A 14,072-nucleotide genomic window follows, 5' to 3' on the forward strand; every position below is an offset into this window, starting at 1 on the left:
GATCAGCACTCCGCGGCGCCGCGCCGCCAGTACCCCATGAACGCCACGGCCTCCTTGGGCACCCCGGCGGCGTCCACGGCGAGGCGGCGCATGGCACGGACGAGCCCCGCCTCTCCGGCGAGGAATACATACGGCTGGCCGGCGGAGACGGCGGTCGCCGGCTGCCACTCGCGCTCCGCGGGTCGGCGCCCACCCAGGACGGTCCGCACGCACTCGTCGCCGAGGTCCAGCACGCCCGCCAGCCGACGGGCCACCGCGGTGCCGGGCTCCCCCTCCCTCGGCAGCACCGTGACGAAGTCGGGAGCACTCTCTGCCAATGCCACGGCATCGCGGTGGGTGGGCACCTCAACGATGATCTGTACCCGACGCCGCGTCACCGAGCCGGCTGTGGCCCGTTCCGCGGCGAGTTCCTCGGCGATCGCCAGCAGCGCCGGCGCGGCGGTCTCGTCACCGGCGCACACGACACGCTCGGCGCGGCCGGGCGCCCAGGCCGCCCACGGCGCGTGCCCGCGCCCGGGTCCGGCGATGTGCACGGTGTCGCCCGGACGTACGGACCGCGCCCAGGCGGATCCCGGCCCCTCGTCGCCCCCGGGGTGGACAACCATGTCCACCGTCAGTGCGGGAACATGTTCCCCGTCCAGTTCGACGGTGTCCGCGCGGCGGACGGTGTAGGTGCGCATCCAGCCACGTTCGGCCTCGGGCAGAGCGAGCCAGTCGCGGATCGCGTCGGCGTCGGGGATCGCTCCGCCGCCACCCGGCGGGGGCACGATGACCTTGATGTAGGCATCCCGGACGGTGCCCGGGTCCACCACGTCGGCGGACCACCGCAACAGGCCGGGCCCGGCCACCACGAGGCGGACGAACGACTCCCCCAGCAGACGGGCGTCGATGACGCGGGTCTCCGAGACGACGATCGGTGCCTCTACGGCTATAGCGGTCATGTGGTCCCCTTTCGTCGTCCCCGGGGCAGCACCACGGGGTGGCCGGTGGCCGGATCGGTGATGATGTCGGCGTCCAGGTCGAACACGCGACGCAAGGTCTCCTGGGTGATCACCTGATCGGGCGGGCCCGCGGCGACCACGCCGCCTTCGGCGACCGCCACCAGGTGATCGGCCACCCGCGCGGCCAGGCTGAGTTCGTGCAGCACCGCCACCACGGTGCGGCGGCCGGTGCCGTGGTCGCGGTGGCCGGCCGGCAGCGGCAGGTCGCGTACGAGATCCAGGACGTCGAGCTGGTGCGCCAGGTCGAGGAACGAGCACGGTTCGTCGAGCAGGAGGGTGGGAGTGGCCTGGGCCAGCACGAGTGCGACCCAGACGCGTTGCCGTTGGCCGCCGGACAGCTCGTCGACCCGCCGGTGGGCGAATTCGGCGGTGCCGGTCATCGCCAGCGCCTCGGCGACGGCCGTGTCGTCGTCGTCGCCCCCTCCCCACCACCGACGGTGTGGGTGCCGGCCGCGCGCGACGAGCTCGGCCACGGTGAGTCCCTCCGGCACCAGCGGGGACTGCGGCAGGAACGCCACGGACCGCGCGTGCTCGCGGGCACGGACCTCGGACAACAGATGGCCGTCGGTCTCGATCGACCCGGACAGCGGGCGCAGCTGACGCCCCAGGGCCCGCAGGATCGTGGACTTGCCACAGCCGTTGGCACCGATGAGCACGGTGGTCCGTCCGGCGGGGAGGTCGAGGTCGAGGTCGCGGATAACCGGGGCGGCACCGTAGCCCAGGGTCAGGCCGCGCAGGCGGAAGGCCGGTTCGGGTTCGGGGCCGAGGTCCATGGGCAGGGCCGGGGTCACGGACGCGACGGGCGCGGGGATGCTCATCAGGCCGCCTTTCTCGAACGCAGGAGGATCCACAGCATGGCGGGGGCGCCCAGTGCGCCGGTCACCACGCCGGTGGGCAGGTCGACCGTCCCCAACGCCTCTGAGGCCACGATGTCCGCGGCCACGACGATCACGGCCCCGGTCAACGCGGCCGCCCCGATGCGCGGGCGTCCGCGGCCGAGCGCGGCGGCGACGGGAGTGGACAGCAGGGCGACGAAGGCGAGCGGGCCGGCCACCGCCGTCGCGGCGGCGGCGAGCAGACTCCCCACCCCCAGAGCGGCAGCACGGGTGGGGACCGGGCGGGACCCGAGGCCGACGGCGAGCTCGGGCCCCAGCTCGGCGGGCCGGAGCGCGGCGTGCAGCCACATCCCCGGCGGGAGCAGGACCACCAGCGCGACGGCGAGCCAGGCGATGCGCTCCCCCGACGCCCCGGACAGCGACCCGACGGTCCACACGGCCGCTTCCTGGGCTCCGGTCAGCGGAAGTCGGGCGATGAGCTGGGTGACCACCGCGGTGCCGAGGGCGGCGACGGCCACACCGCCGAGCAGGAAGCGTTGGCCGACGATCCCGGTGCGCCGGCCGGCGGAGGCCGCCAGGACGATCGCGAGCGCGACCGCGGATCCCACCAACGCGGCGGGTACGACCCCCACGCCGCGCAGCCCCCACAGCGCCATCCCGGCCACGGCCCCGGCGGAGGCGCCGTGGGAGATCCCGAGAATGTCGGGGCTGGCCAGGGGATTGCCGAGGACGCGTCGGAACAGCGCGCCGGACGCGCCGAACGCCAGGCCGGCGAGCGCACCGAGGACCGCACGCGGCAGCTTGTCCTCCATCACCACGAACGTGGCGCCGGGGATCGTCGCCCCGCCGAGGATGGCGATGAAGTCGGGGATGGTCACCGTGTAGCGACCCAGCAGCACGCGAACCGCCATCACCGTCACCAGCACGACCGCGAGGCCGACGACGACGAGGCCCGCATGCCTGCGGCGGCGGGACGACAGGTGGCGGACGATCTGCTCGGTCTCGGCGAGCTCGGTGTGGGTCGAGGCGCCGCTGGCGGGGCCGGCCGTTCGGTCGAGGACGTCGGGGCTCACGAGCCGCCCACCCCCCGGTTCGCGCGGAGCAGGGCGATGAGGAACGGCACACCGATCGCCACGGTCATCACCCCGACGGCGATCTCCCCGGGCGGGGCGACCACACGCCCGACCGTGTCCGCGAACAGCAGGACCACCGGCCCCACGATCACTGACAGGCCCAGGACGACGCGGTTGCCCACCCCCACCAGCCGCCGCAGCAGGTGCGGCACGAGCAGTCCGAGGAAGGCGATGGGGCCGGCGAGCGCGGTAGCGACCCCGGACAGGATCACCACACCTGCCAGAACCACGGCGCGCCCGACGACGGGTCCCACTCCCAGCCCGCGGGCCAGGTCGTCGCCGAGCGCGAGGGCGTCGAGGGTGGCCGCGCCGGCCAGGACGAGGACGAGCCCCAGCAGGATGAACGGCGCGGCGGCACCGATCTCGGGTGCGGACGCGCGGGCCACCGAGCCCAGGCCCCAGAAGCGGAACCGGTCCAGGACTCCGGGAAGGGCGATGACCAGCGAGGAGGTCACCGCGGTACACCCCGCGGTGACGGCGGCCCCGGCGAGGACGAGTCCGGTGCCGGAGTCGGCGCCGAGTCGACCGGCGCCGACCACCACCATGCCCGCGGCCAGGGAGCCGGCGACCGCGAACAACGCGACGGCGGACGGGCCGGCGGCCGGCGCGAGGGCCAGCCCCAGCACCACGCCGAGCGCGGCGCCCGCGGTGAGCCCGAGCAGGCCCGGGTCGCCGAGCGGATTGCGGGTGGCGCCCTGGAGCCCGGCGCCCGCCACCGCGAGCGCGGCGCCCACGAGGATCGCGGTGATCGTGCGGGGAACCCGGGCGGCCACCACCACCTCGTCCATCCCGGTGCCCGACCCGGGGGCGAGGGTGGCCGTGAGGTCACCGGCGAACACCTGCGACGGGAGCGCCGCCAACACCGACCACACCACCGTCGGGTCGACGGATCGCGCTCCCACGAACAGCGAGAGTGCCACGCCCGCGACGAGCAACGTCGACGAGGCCACCGTGCCGATCACGACACGGTGGCGCCGCTGCACGGTCGGTACGGCCGGCACCGCCGACCCACCCGCCGACCCGCCCGCCGGGAGGGCGGGCGGGTCGGCGGTGCTCGTCGCTGGGGTGGTCACGCGCGTCAGGCCTGCTGTGCTGCCGCGATGATGTCGGGCACGACGTTCTCCAGCGCCCACGGCAGGCTCAGGGGCGAGGAGGCGGAGATCGAGAGGACCTGCTGCTCGTCGGTCTGCACGACCATCCGCCCGGCCTCGACGGCGGGGATGCGCCCGAGCAGCGGGTCGGACTCGATGGCCTCGCGGACCTCGGGGGAGGCGGCGTAGGTGACGAGGATGTCGGAGACCAGCTCGTCGGCGCGCTCGGGTGACCAGGTCACCGCGAACTCCTCGGGCGAGCCGCTCGACGCCTCGGCGACGACCGGCGCCTGGACCATCCCGAGCTGCTCGAGGAAGCGGGGGCGGTTGTCGACGTCGGTGAAGGCGTAGATCTTCTCCGCCGCGTCGGGGTCGACGGTGCCGTAGATGAAGGTCGTGTCGCGGATTCCCGGGTTGCCCGAGGCGACCTGATCGATCTGCCCCTCGACGTCCGTGATGAGCTCCTCGGCGGCCTCGGAACGGCCGAGGGCCTCGCCGATCAGCCGGGTCGAGTCCTGCCAGGCGGTGCCGAACGCGACATCGCCCTCCGGCATCGCGATGGTGGGGGCGATCTTCGAGAGGGTCTCGTACTCCTCTGCGGTCATCCCGGAGTAGACACCCAGGATGAGGTCCGGCTCAAGGGCGGCGATCGCCTCGGTGTTGATTCCGTCGGTCTCGGAGTACAGCGTCGGCATGTCACCGCCGACCTCCTCCAACTCCGCGTCGAACCAATCGGTGGACCCGTTCGCATTGGCGCCGAACGAGTTGCGGGGCATCCCCACCGGAACCACACCCAGCGCCAGGGAGACGTCGGCGTTGACCCAGGAGATGGTGGCCACCCGCTGGGGCGCCTCAGGGATCTCGGTCTCGCCGTAGGCGTGCGAGATGGTGCGGGGGAACTCGCCCTGCCGCTCGACCTCGCCTCCCGCGCCGGCGTCGCCGCTGCCGTCGACGGCGCCGGTCGAGCACCCGGCCAGCACGGCCAGGAGCGCCAGAAAAGCCGCGAGGGCCACGAGGACCGCCCGGGCCCGCGGACGCGCCGGGTCATCTGGTCCGTCGAGCGTCAGCCGGGATCGTGTAGCGGGTGCGGTCATGGGGTCTCCGTCTGGTGTGGAACGTCGCCCGCCCGGAACCGACCCAGGCGACTTAGGCTTGGCTTACCTTGGTGGGCGTCACCGTAGCGGGATCCGAACCCCCAACGCAACAGTTACGTCAAAGATTTCCGCTTCACCTGTCCCACAACGTGATTCATGTCACTCTATTGTTGTTTAGGTAAGCCTACCCTGCATAGCGTTCGGTCGTGCCACTGTCCCCGAGTAGGTCGGAGTACCCGTGAACGATCCATTGTTGAGCAGCCGGAACCGGGAGGCCCACGCCGCCGCCCTGGCTGCCGCGACCGCCGAGGTGAGCCGGTATCTCGACGGTCGGACCACGCCGCGCTCGTCCGCGTCGCCCTCGACGTTGGCAGCGCAGACCGCCGCCGTCGATCTCGCCGCACCGCTGGGCACGCTGGACAGGGCACTCGAGGAGGTCCGGGCACTCTACCTCGACCACGCCGTCGGCTACCACCACCCGCGCTACCTCGCCCACCTCAACTGCCCGATCACCATCCCGGCGGTCGCCGCCGAGGCACTCGCGACATCGGTCAATACGGCTGTAGAAACCTGGGACCAGGGCACGTCGGCGTGTCTGATCGAACAGAGGCTCATCGACTGGGTCACCGGGCTCATCGGTTTCGACGCCAGTGATCTCGACGCCAGTGTTCTCGACGCCACCCCCCGCCCGGACGGCGTCTTCACCACCGGCGGTACCGCCTCCAACCTGCAGGGCCTGTTCACCGCCCGCGAGGACCGTCTCGCCCGACCGGCCCCCGGGCGCCGGGGTGCGGGGCGGGACGCGGACCGCGGCGCCCGACTGTCCCGCCTGCGCATCGTCACGGGCGAACACGCCCACCTCAGCGTGGTCAAGGCGGCCCGCCTACTGGGACTCTCGCCGGATGCGGTCATCACCCTGCCCGGAGACGGCGACCGGATGGACCCCGCGACCCTGGACCGCACCCTGTCCGCGCTGGCCGACGCCGGGGACGAGGTCGCGGCCGTCGTCGCGCTGGCCGGCACCACCGACCACGGCGCGATCGACCCGCTGCGGGCGGTCGGTGGGGTCTGTCGCGACCACGACGTCTGGCTACACGTGGACGCCGCGTACGGCGGCGGGCTCCTGGTCTCCCCGACGCGCCGGGACCTGCTCGACGGGATCGAGCTCGCCGACTCGGTGACCGTGGACTTCCACAAGACGTTCTTCCTGCCGGTGGCCGCCTCGGCGCTGCTGCTGCGCGACGGTTCGGGCTTCCGCCACTCCACCGTGAGCGCCGACTACCTCAACCCCGCCGACGGCGACGACCACGCCGTGGACAAGTCCCTGCAGACCACCCGCCGTTTCGACGCCCTCAAACTGTGGATGACGCTCCGCGTGCTGGGCGCTGACGGAATCGGCCGTCTGCTCGACGAGGCGATCGACGTGGCCGCCCGGATCGGCCGGACGATCGAGGCCGACCCGGAATTCGAGTTGGTGCGGCGCCCCGCCCTGTCGACGGTGCTCTTCCGGCCCCGGCCCGCGGTGACCGCGCCCGACCGTCCCGTCACCGACAGCGCACTCACTGACGACGAGGCCGACGCCCTCGTGCGCCCCGTCCGCGACGCGCTGTTCGCGGAGGGACGCTCGCTCGTCGCGTCGACGGTCGTGGACGGCCGGCCCTGTCTCAAGCTGACGGTCCTCGATCCGAACCTCGAAGACGAGGACGTGGCCGTCGTGCTGACGGACGTCCGCGACGCCGCTCGCTACCTCGCCGAGGGGATACGCGAGGCCACGACCGCGGGGGTGCTGACGTGAGCACTGACCTGGGCTCCTCCCGTGTGCACGACCTGCTCGGCGTCGGTATCGGCCCGTTCAACCTGGGCCTGGCGTGCCTGGCCGAGCCGCTGGGTCTGGACGCGGTGTTCCTCGATTCCCGCGACGGTTTCGCCTGGCACCACGGACTCATGTTCGACGACGCGACCATCCAGGTGCCGTTCCTCGCCGACCTGGTCACGTTGGCGGACCCGACCTCGCCGTATTCGTTCCTCGCCTACCTCAAGCAGGTCGGGCGTCTGTACCCGTTCTACATCCGTGAGAATTTCCAGCCGCTGCGCGCCGAGTACGACGCCTACTGCCGGTGGGCTGCCGAGCGGGTGCGCGGCCTGCGCTGGGGGCGGGAGGTGGTCGACGTCCGACGGGAAGACCAGGGACGAGAGGGACCGGGCGACGACGACGAGGCCCCCGTCTACCGTGTCACCGCCCTCACCCGCGAGGGCACCGAGACCTATCGCGCCCGCCACCTGGTGCTGGGGATCGGCACGACCCCGTGGTCGCCGATCGACACGGGACTGCTCGACGGTGGCGGCACGGTGGCTCTCCATGCCTCCGACTACCTGCACCGGCGGGAGGAACTGCTCTCGCTGGGGTCGGTGACCGTGGTGGGCAGCGGCCAATCGGCCGCGGAGATCTACCACGACCTGCTCTCCGCCGCCGCCGGCGTCGGCCCGCGCGTCGACTGGGTGACACGCTCGCCACGGTTCTTCCCGATGGAGTACACCAAGCTCACACTCGAGATGACCTCACCGGAGTACGTCGACCACTTCCACGACCTGCCCCCTGACCAGCGCGACCGGATGCTGCGCGAGCAGCGTTCGTTGTACAAGGGCATCGACGCCGAGTTGATCAACCAGATCCATGATCTGCTCTACCGCCGTTCAGTCCAGGGCCTGGACACCGGGCTGCTGGCCGCCGCCACGGCCCTCGACCGTGCCCGCCGGGAGGCCGACCCCGCCACCGCCACCGCCACCGCCTCTGCCCTGCGCCTGGACCTGCACTGCACCGACACCGGCAGGAAGTGGACCCATCACACGGAGGGACTCGTCCTCGCGACGGGTTACTCCCCCACGCCGCCGCGGTTCCTCGACGGGATCGCCGAGGAGATCGACAGGGACGGCCGCGGGCGCTACCGGGTGGCCCGTGATCACACCGTCGACCGCGCACACTCCTTCATCCATGTCCAGAACGCGGAGGAACACACCCACGGGCTCACCGCCCCGGACCTGGGCATGGGAGCGATGCGCAACAGCATCATCCTGCGCGGGATCTGCGGCCGCGAGGTCTACCCGATCGAGTCGTCGATCGCGTTCCAGCAGTTCGGCGCCCCCACCGCCCGGCACCAGGAGGCACGATGAACACCAGCACAGTCCACACCAGCACCGTCCACACGCCCGCCGGGGTGGTCACCCTGGAACCACTGGCCCTCGACCACGACACCGTCCGCACCCTGCACGCGTGGCTCGACCATCCCGGTTCCGCCTACTGGGGTATGCGGGGTACCACCCCGGCGCAGGTCGAGGAGTTCCTCACCGACTGGTCGGCGAGCCCGCACCGGTCGGTGCACATGGTGCGCATCGACGGTCTACGTGTGGGCCTGGCCGTGTTCTACGACCCGGACGTCGTCGAACTCGACGGCCGGTACCCGCACGAGCCGGGCGACCTCGGGATGCACCTGCTCGTCGCGCCCACCCGCACGCCGGTCCCCGGCACGTCCGCGGCCGTGATGGGGGCCATCTGCTCGACCGCGTTCGAGGTGCCGCTGTTCGGCGCCCCGGCCCGCCGGGTGGTGGTGGAGCCGGACATCCGGAACACCGCCGTGCACCGGCTCAACGCCCGCGCCGGCTTCCGCGAGGAAGACCCCGTCGACCTGCCCGACAAGACGGCGCTGCTCTCCATCTGTCGTGCCGAGGCGTTCCGCGAGTCGGAGATCGGCCGGACGTCGATGCCGGTCTCGTCGTCGTCACCCCCGGTCACACCGCCACCCCACGCCCACCTCACCGGTCACGCCATGCGCCGCGCGCACCGCCACCTCTGCGCCAAGGCGCTGGCCGAGTTCTCCCACGAGCGGCTCCTCGCGCCCACCCGCTCCACTCACACCGACGCCGGCCCCGACACCTACGAAATACGCGCCGGCGACGAGCGGTGGACCTTCCGCGCGCGGGTGCTGCCGCTGAAGCACTGGGCCATCGACGAGGCCACGCTGCACCGCGAGGTCGACGGCGTCCCGGTCGAGCCGGACGCGCAGGAGTTGATCCTCACCCTCGCGCCGTACCTGGGGATCCCCGGGTCGCTCGTGGGGACCTACCTGGAGGAGATCGCGGCCACGCTCGGCTCGGCGGCGTTCTGCCTGCATCACCGCGATCGCCCCGCACAACAGCTGGCGGAGGCGGGCCTGCAGGAGGTCGAGGGCGCGATGACCGAGGGGCATCCCGGGTTCGTCGCCAACAACGGCCGTATCGGCCTGGGGCTGGACGACCGTCACCGGTACACCCCGGAGGCACTGTCGACCGTCCGCCTGGTGTGGCTGGCAGCCCGCCGCGGCCTGAGCCACCTGGCCACCGTCACGGGCCTCGACGAGCGCGACCACTACGCGCGCGAGTTCGGCACCGAGGCGCTAATGCGGTGCGACCACCAGCTGCGCTCGCTGGGCCTCGACCCCGCCGACTACCGCATCCTGCCCGTGCACCCGTGGCAGTGGCAGCACGAGGTCGCGGTGGCGTTCGCCCCCGATCTCGCGCGCCACGACCTGGTCCACCTGGGCGAATCCGACAGCGAGTACCGGCCACAGCAGTCCGTTCGCACCTTCTTCGACGTGACCCACCCCGAGCGCGGCTACGTCAAGACCGCCCTCGCCGTGCAGAACATGGGGTTCACCCGCGGCCTGTCGCCGAAGTACATGCGCGACACCCCGGCCGTCAACGACTGGGTGGCCGGGGTCGTCGCCTCGGATCCGGTGTTGCGCGCGCTGGATTTCCAGATCCTGCGGGAGGTCGCCGCCGTGGGCTACACCGGCGACGCCTACCACCGGGCGTCCGCGGCCGGGATCTCGGACGAGGGGCCGCACACCAAGATGATCGCGGCCCTGTGGCGCGAGAGCCCCGTTTCGCGGCTGGCCCCCGGCGAACGTGCCGTCACGCTGACCTCGATGCTGCACGTGGACCTGCACGGGCGGTCCCTCGCCGTCGAGCACCTCGAGCGGTCGGGCCTGGACGCCCGCACCTGGCTCCGGGCGCTGCTCGACGCCTACGTGCTGCCCGTCGCGAGGTGCCTGCTCGTGCACGGGCTGGTCTTCATGCCGCACGGTGAGAACGTGATCGTGGTGATGGGCCCCGACCACACCGTGCGCCGGGCGCTGTTCAAGGACATCGGCGAGGAGGTCGCCGTGGTGCGTGACCGGCCTCTGCCCTCTGGGCTCGAGCGGATCCGCCACGTGGTGGACGCGGAGACAGCCGCACTGAGCGTCCACACCGACGTCATGGACGGGGTGCTGCGCCACCTCGCCTCGATCCTCGACGTCGCCGGGGTGCTCGAGGCGGATCAGTTCTGGGACGAGACGCGGCAGTGCCTGGAGACCCTGGCTCCCGGCGGCGGTCGCGGCGGCGAGGGTCGCGGCGGCGAGGGGCACAACGGCGAGGACCACGACGGCGGGGACTACGACGGCCGGGTGCACGACGGCGAGGTGCACCGTCCCACCTGGGAGGCGCTGTTCGCTCCGCGGTTCAAGCACTCGTGTCTCAACCGCCTGCAGTTGCGTAATACGCGGCAGATGGTCGACCTGACCGATCAGGCCGGGTCATTGCAGTTCGCGGGGACGCTCGCCAACCCGCTCGTCTCCCGGCTGGTCCGGGACGACGACACGCCGGGCGAACCGCAGCGTCCCGCCCGCCCGGGCGCGGAGCCGGCGACGGTAGCGTCGACGGCATGAACGGACGGGAACTCCAGAAGTGCGCGGCGATGCGCGCCCGCGAACTGCCCGCGTCGACTCTGGAGTTCCCGTTCGGGCCGGACTTCGATGTGTTCAAGGTCCGCGGGAAGATGTTCATGTTCCACGCGGTCGTCAACGGCGAGCGTCAGGTGATCCTCAAGGCACTGCCGTCGGACTCGATGGCCCTGCGCGATGCGCACGCCGACATCACGCCCGGGTACCACATGAACAAGCGGCATTGGATCTCGCTGCACCCCGGCGGCACGCTGACCGCGGACATGGTTTCCGAGCTGGTCACCGAGTCCTACCGACTCGTGGTGTCGGGCCTACCCCGGGCACAGCAGCCCGTCGAACCGCACGCCTTCGGGCGCCAGCAGCGTTAGGTAGGCCGACGCCCACCACCCGGATCGACCCCGCCCCTTAGCCAGGGCCTTGGGGTTGGAGTCCGGGCGCGGGGCGCGGGGCGCGGAAGCCGCCTCAGTTCGCCGGAGTCAGCGCGGCTTCGGAGACAGAACCCAGTCGATCACCCACGGACCCCTCCACCGACTCGGTGGCGGACCCGGTGTCAATCTGATCCTCGAGCGACGCGCCGACCAGCGGCACACCGGACACCACCGCGCCGACGGAACCCTGGACGTCTCCCTCGAGCAGCGCATCCGCCGACTCGGCGACCGGGTTGAGGACCATGCAGATGACTCCCACCGGAACCTGCAACGGCACGCCCATCAGGTTGGCGGCAGCGCCGGCCGCCGAACCGAGATTGCACACGAGGGTGGCGGTGGAACCCAGCGGTCCGGAGGCGTAACCGGGCAGAGAACCTGTAACGGAACCGGGCAGCAGCTCGCCAGCCTCGCCGAGATAGCCCCCCTCGGTCTCCGATGCTCCCGGGAGGGAGTCGGAGCCGGTGGCTTCCGAAGTCTGGGCGGCGGCGGCCCCCGTAGAGAAGACGAGGAGCGCGGCGGCCACGGCTCCGGCACAGGTGATGGTCTTGGTCATGGAACGCCTCCGAGTTTGGGTCTACGGGGCATCCACCCCAAGCAATCAAGAAGAGTGGATCATACATTTCGCTGAAATGGGCGATCGGTGATTGCAATTCAATGGATAGGCCAGAAGCGGAACAAACCCTTGCCTGTTCGAATGTGTGTGCGTATTATAGAACACAGATTCGATACCTGGTAGGCGGCGCACGGGCAGGGGGTGGGGCACATGGGCGGTAACGCAGACGCCGCGGCCGGTGGCCCGTCCCCATCCCCGTCCGGTGGCCCCTCCTCGGCCGGTGGTCCGTCCCCGTCTGGTGGCGGCTCCGGTTCCGCGGCGCCCGTGTCGCTGTCGGGGTTGCGGGCGGCGGCGCGGGAGGGGTGGATGGGCGAGAATCGTGCGGCGGCGCGCCGGTTCGTGGCCTGTTACGAGTTGTTTGTCGAATGCCAGCGCCGGGAGGAGTCCGGTGCGGGCGGCGGTGAGTGTCGGCCCGGTCATGCGGTACTCGATCCGATCGATGTCGCGGCCGGGTACGTGGTGTCGGCGATGGCGATCTCGACGGGCCGGGCCGAACGGATGATCACCTTCGCCCTCGATCTGCACCTGCGGTATCCGGCGATCCTGTCCGCGATGACGCAGGGGCGGCTGGATCTGCAGGCCGCGAATATCCTGGCCTCGCAGATGGCCACCGTCCACGTCGATGTGCTCGAGGCGGTGCAGCGGCAGGTCGTCGAGGAGTATCTCGCCGCGATCGAGGGCGGGGTGCGCATGGGCGAGAAAGCCATCCGCAGCAACGTCGACGCGATCATCGCCCGCTACGACGCGAACGGCATCCGCCTGCGCCGTCAGGAAGCGGCCCGCACCCGCGGGGTGCGGTTCCACAAGGGCGTCGACGGCATGTCCAGCGTCTCGGCGATCCTGGCCACCGAGGAAGCAGCCGTCCTGGCCGAGGCCCTCGACCAACGCGTGAAAGACCACAAGTACGCCGACGCCCAAGCCGCCGCCAACACCCAAGCCGACACCGCCAACCCCGGCACCAACACCGGCACCGGCGGCTCTGGCGAGGTCGAGGACTACTCGATCGCCGAGCGTCGCGCCGACGCCCTGATGTCCCTGGTGTGCGGCGACGCCGCCCCGGCCGGCACCCCCGCCCGCCCCGGCCGGCCCGGTGCGCCTGGTGCCGGGGTGGCGTTGCGGCCGAAGGTCACCGTCATCGTCACCGGCAACACCGCCCGCGACGCCGGCGGCGCCCGAGTGGAGTTCACCCGCACCGGCCAGGCCGCCCTGCAGGCCCTGCTCGACATGCTCGCCACCAGCGACGGAGCCACCTTCGAACCCATCGACCCGCGCATCGGGGCCGCCGATGACGCCCGCGCCGCCCTGCAGTACCGGCCCAGCGCCCAGTTGGCCCGCCGGATCCGGCTGCGCGATGGCACCTGCCGCCACCCCGGCTGTGCGATCCCGGCCGAGGCCTGTGATCTGGATCATGTGGTGCCGTTCGATCAGGCCGACCCCCAGCGGGGCGGGCACACCATCGAGGCCAACCTCGCGGCGATGTGCCGGCGCCATCACCGGTTCAAGACCTTCTCGGACTGGATCTACGACCTGCAGCCCGACGGCACCCTGCTGGTGCGCACCCCGGACGGTTCGACCATGCTCACCCGACCCTCCGGCCCACTCGCTGAGTACCGGCGTGATCAGGCCCACGCCGAGACCGAGGCGTGGACCCGGCAGCAACGTCGCAGCCCCGGGCCCACCGGTGAGGAGCAGGCCGACGCGGAGCCGACGTTCTGGTCGCGCCGCGCGGCCCGCCACCGCACCGAACGCCGCAACGCCGAACGCCGCAAGGCCGAACGCACCCGCACCTTTGACCCCACCCCACCCGCCCCCGGCACCGGGACGGGCACCGGGAACGGCACGAGCACAGGCGGCGCCGGTTCCAGCGCCGCCGCGGCCGAGGACGCCACGCCCGAGAAAGCCACCCCCGCCAGCGCCACCCCCGAGAGCGCCAGCCGCTGGTGGGCCCGCAACAAACCCCACCACAGCGACATCGAAAAAGGCATCCGCGCCCTACTCCACGAACGCCTCGACGAACTTATCGACCCACCACCCTTCTGACACCACGAGGGCCGCACCGAGTGAACCGAACCTCCTGGGGGCACGGATTTCCCCCACTCCGAGCGGGTCTTTGGGGGATG

The 14,072-nt window shown here is 71.9% G+C and carries 11 protein-coding genes; 5 read left to right on the forward strand and 6 right to left on the reverse strand.

What is annotated here, in order from left to right; genetic code table 11:
* Nucleotides 1-2: 2 nt before the first annotated feature.
* The 5 genes from CK206_RS03920 to CK206_RS03940 are packed head-to-tail and all read right to left on the reverse strand — an operon-like array spanning nucleotide 3 to nucleotide 5,155.
* The gene (locus CK206_RS03920) at nucleotides 3-941 is read right to left on the reverse strand and encodes a siderophore-interacting protein (RefSeq protein WP_096905605.1); all 939 of its coding nucleotides are present in this window, start codon (nucleotides 939-941) and stop codon (nucleotides 3-5) included.
* Nucleotides 938-1,819, reverse strand: coding sequence for an ABC transporter ATP-binding protein (locus tag CK206_RS03925; protein ID WP_096905606.1), 882 nt, complete (start codon nucleotides 1,817-1,819; stop codon nucleotides 938-940). The genes CK206_RS03920 and CK206_RS03925 overlap by 4 nt, the downstream gene beginning before the upstream one ends.
* Nucleotides 1,819-2,910 (reverse strand): iron chelate uptake ABC transporter family permease subunit, encoded by a 1,092-nt coding sequence (locus CK206_RS03930; RefSeq protein WP_254050466.1) that lies wholly within the window; start codon nucleotides 2,908-2,910, stop codon nucleotides 1,819-1,821. The genes CK206_RS03925 and CK206_RS03930 overlap by 1 nt, the downstream gene beginning before the upstream one ends.
* Nucleotides 2,907-4,043, reverse strand: coding sequence for an iron ABC transporter permease (locus CK206_RS03935; RefSeq protein ID WP_096905607.1), 1,137 nt, complete (start codon nucleotides 4,041-4,043; stop codon nucleotides 2,907-2,909). Before CK206_RS03935 ends, CK206_RS03930 begins: the two co-directional genes overlap by 4 nt.
* A gap of 5 nt (nucleotides 4,044-4,048) precedes the next feature.
* On the reverse strand, nucleotides 4,049-5,155 hold the full coding sequence (locus tag CK206_RS03940; protein WP_096905608.1) for an iron-siderophore ABC transporter substrate-binding protein: 1,107 nt from the start codon (nucleotides 5,153-5,155) through the stop codon (nucleotides 4,049-4,051).
* A gap of 253 nt (nucleotides 5,156-5,408) precedes the next feature.
* Here CK206_RS03940 and CK206_RS03945 point away from each other — a divergent pair, with 253 nt between their 5' ends.
* From CK206_RS03945 to CK206_RS03960, 4 genes are read left to right on the forward strand one after another with little or no spacing between them, the layout of a single operon-like run.
* On the forward strand, nucleotides 5,409-6,950 hold the full coding sequence (locus CK206_RS03945; RefSeq protein WP_096905609.1) for a pyridoxal-dependent decarboxylase: 1,542 nt from the start codon (nucleotides 5,409-5,411) through the stop codon (nucleotides 6,948-6,950).
* Entirely contained in the window at nucleotides 6,947-8,326 is a 1,380-nt protein-coding gene (locus CK206_RS03950; RefSeq protein WP_096905610.1) for a lysine N(6)-hydroxylase/L-ornithine N(5)-oxygenase family protein, read from the forward strand. Before CK206_RS03945 ends, CK206_RS03950 begins: the two co-directional genes overlap by 4 nt.
* The gene (locus CK206_RS03955) at nucleotides 8,323-10,896 is read left to right on the forward strand and encodes a GNAT family N-acetyltransferase (protein ID WP_096905611.1); all 2,574 of its coding nucleotides are present in this window, start codon (nucleotides 8,323-8,325) and stop codon (nucleotides 10,894-10,896) included. Before CK206_RS03950 ends, CK206_RS03955 begins: the two co-directional genes overlap by 4 nt.
* On the forward strand, nucleotides 10,893-11,279 hold the full coding sequence (locus CK206_RS03960) for an MmcQ/YjbR family DNA-binding protein (RefSeq protein ID WP_096905612.1): 387 nt from the start codon (nucleotides 10,893-10,895) through the stop codon (nucleotides 11,277-11,279). The genes CK206_RS03955 and CK206_RS03960 overlap by 4 nt, the downstream gene beginning before the upstream one ends.
* A gap of 94 nt (nucleotides 11,280-11,373) precedes the next feature.
* On the opposite strand, the gene CK206_RS03965 is transcribed toward CK206_RS03960, so the two are convergent.
* On the reverse strand, nucleotides 11,374-11,892 hold the full coding sequence (locus tag CK206_RS03965) for a hypothetical protein (RefSeq protein WP_096905613.1): 519 nt from the start codon (nucleotides 11,890-11,892) through the stop codon (nucleotides 11,374-11,376).
* A 366-nt stretch (nucleotides 11,893-12,258) separates the two neighbouring features.
* Here CK206_RS03965 and CK206_RS03970 point away from each other — a divergent pair, with 366 nt between their 5' ends.
* Complete coding sequence (locus CK206_RS03970) at nucleotides 12,259-13,992, forward strand: HNH endonuclease signature motif containing protein (protein ID WP_254050467.1); 1,734 nt, start codon at nucleotides 12,259-12,261, stop codon at nucleotides 13,990-13,992.
* The last annotated feature ends 80 nt before the right edge of the window (nucleotides 13,993-14,072 follow it).

This window comes from Dietzia sp. WMMA184, assembly GCF_002441635.1.
In the GTDB taxonomy this organism is placed as follows: Bacteria; Actinomycetota; Actinomycetes; order Mycobacteriales; family Mycobacteriaceae; genus Dietzia; species Dietzia kunjamensis.

Coding starts and splice junctions, on each gene's coding strand:
- CK206_RS03970 (WP_254050467.1), top strand. CDS start 12,259: ATGGGCGAGAATCGTGCGGCGGCGCGCCGGTTCGTGGCCTGTTACGAG.
- CK206_RS03955 (WP_096905611.1), top strand. CDS start 8,323: ATGAACACCAGCACAGTCCACACCAGCACCGTCCACACGCCCGCCGGG.
- CK206_RS03925 (WP_096905606.1), bottom strand. CDS start 1,819: ATGAGCATCCCCGCGCCCGTCGCGTCCGTGACCCCGGCCCTGCCCATG.
- CK206_RS03965 (WP_096905613.1), bottom strand. CDS start 11,892: ATGACCAAGACCATCACCTGTGCCGGAGCCGTGGCCGCCGCGCTCCTC.
- CK206_RS03940 (WP_096905608.1), bottom strand. CDS start 5,155: ATGACCGCACCCGCTACACGATCCCGGCTGACGCTCGACGGACCAGAT.
- CK206_RS03920 (WP_096905605.1), bottom strand. CDS start 941: ATGACCGCTATAGCCGTAGAGGCACCGATCGTCGTCTCGGAGACCCGC.
- CK206_RS03960 (WP_096905612.1), top strand. CDS start 10,893: ATGAACGGACGGGAACTCCAGAAGTGCGCGGCGATGCGCGCCCGCGAA.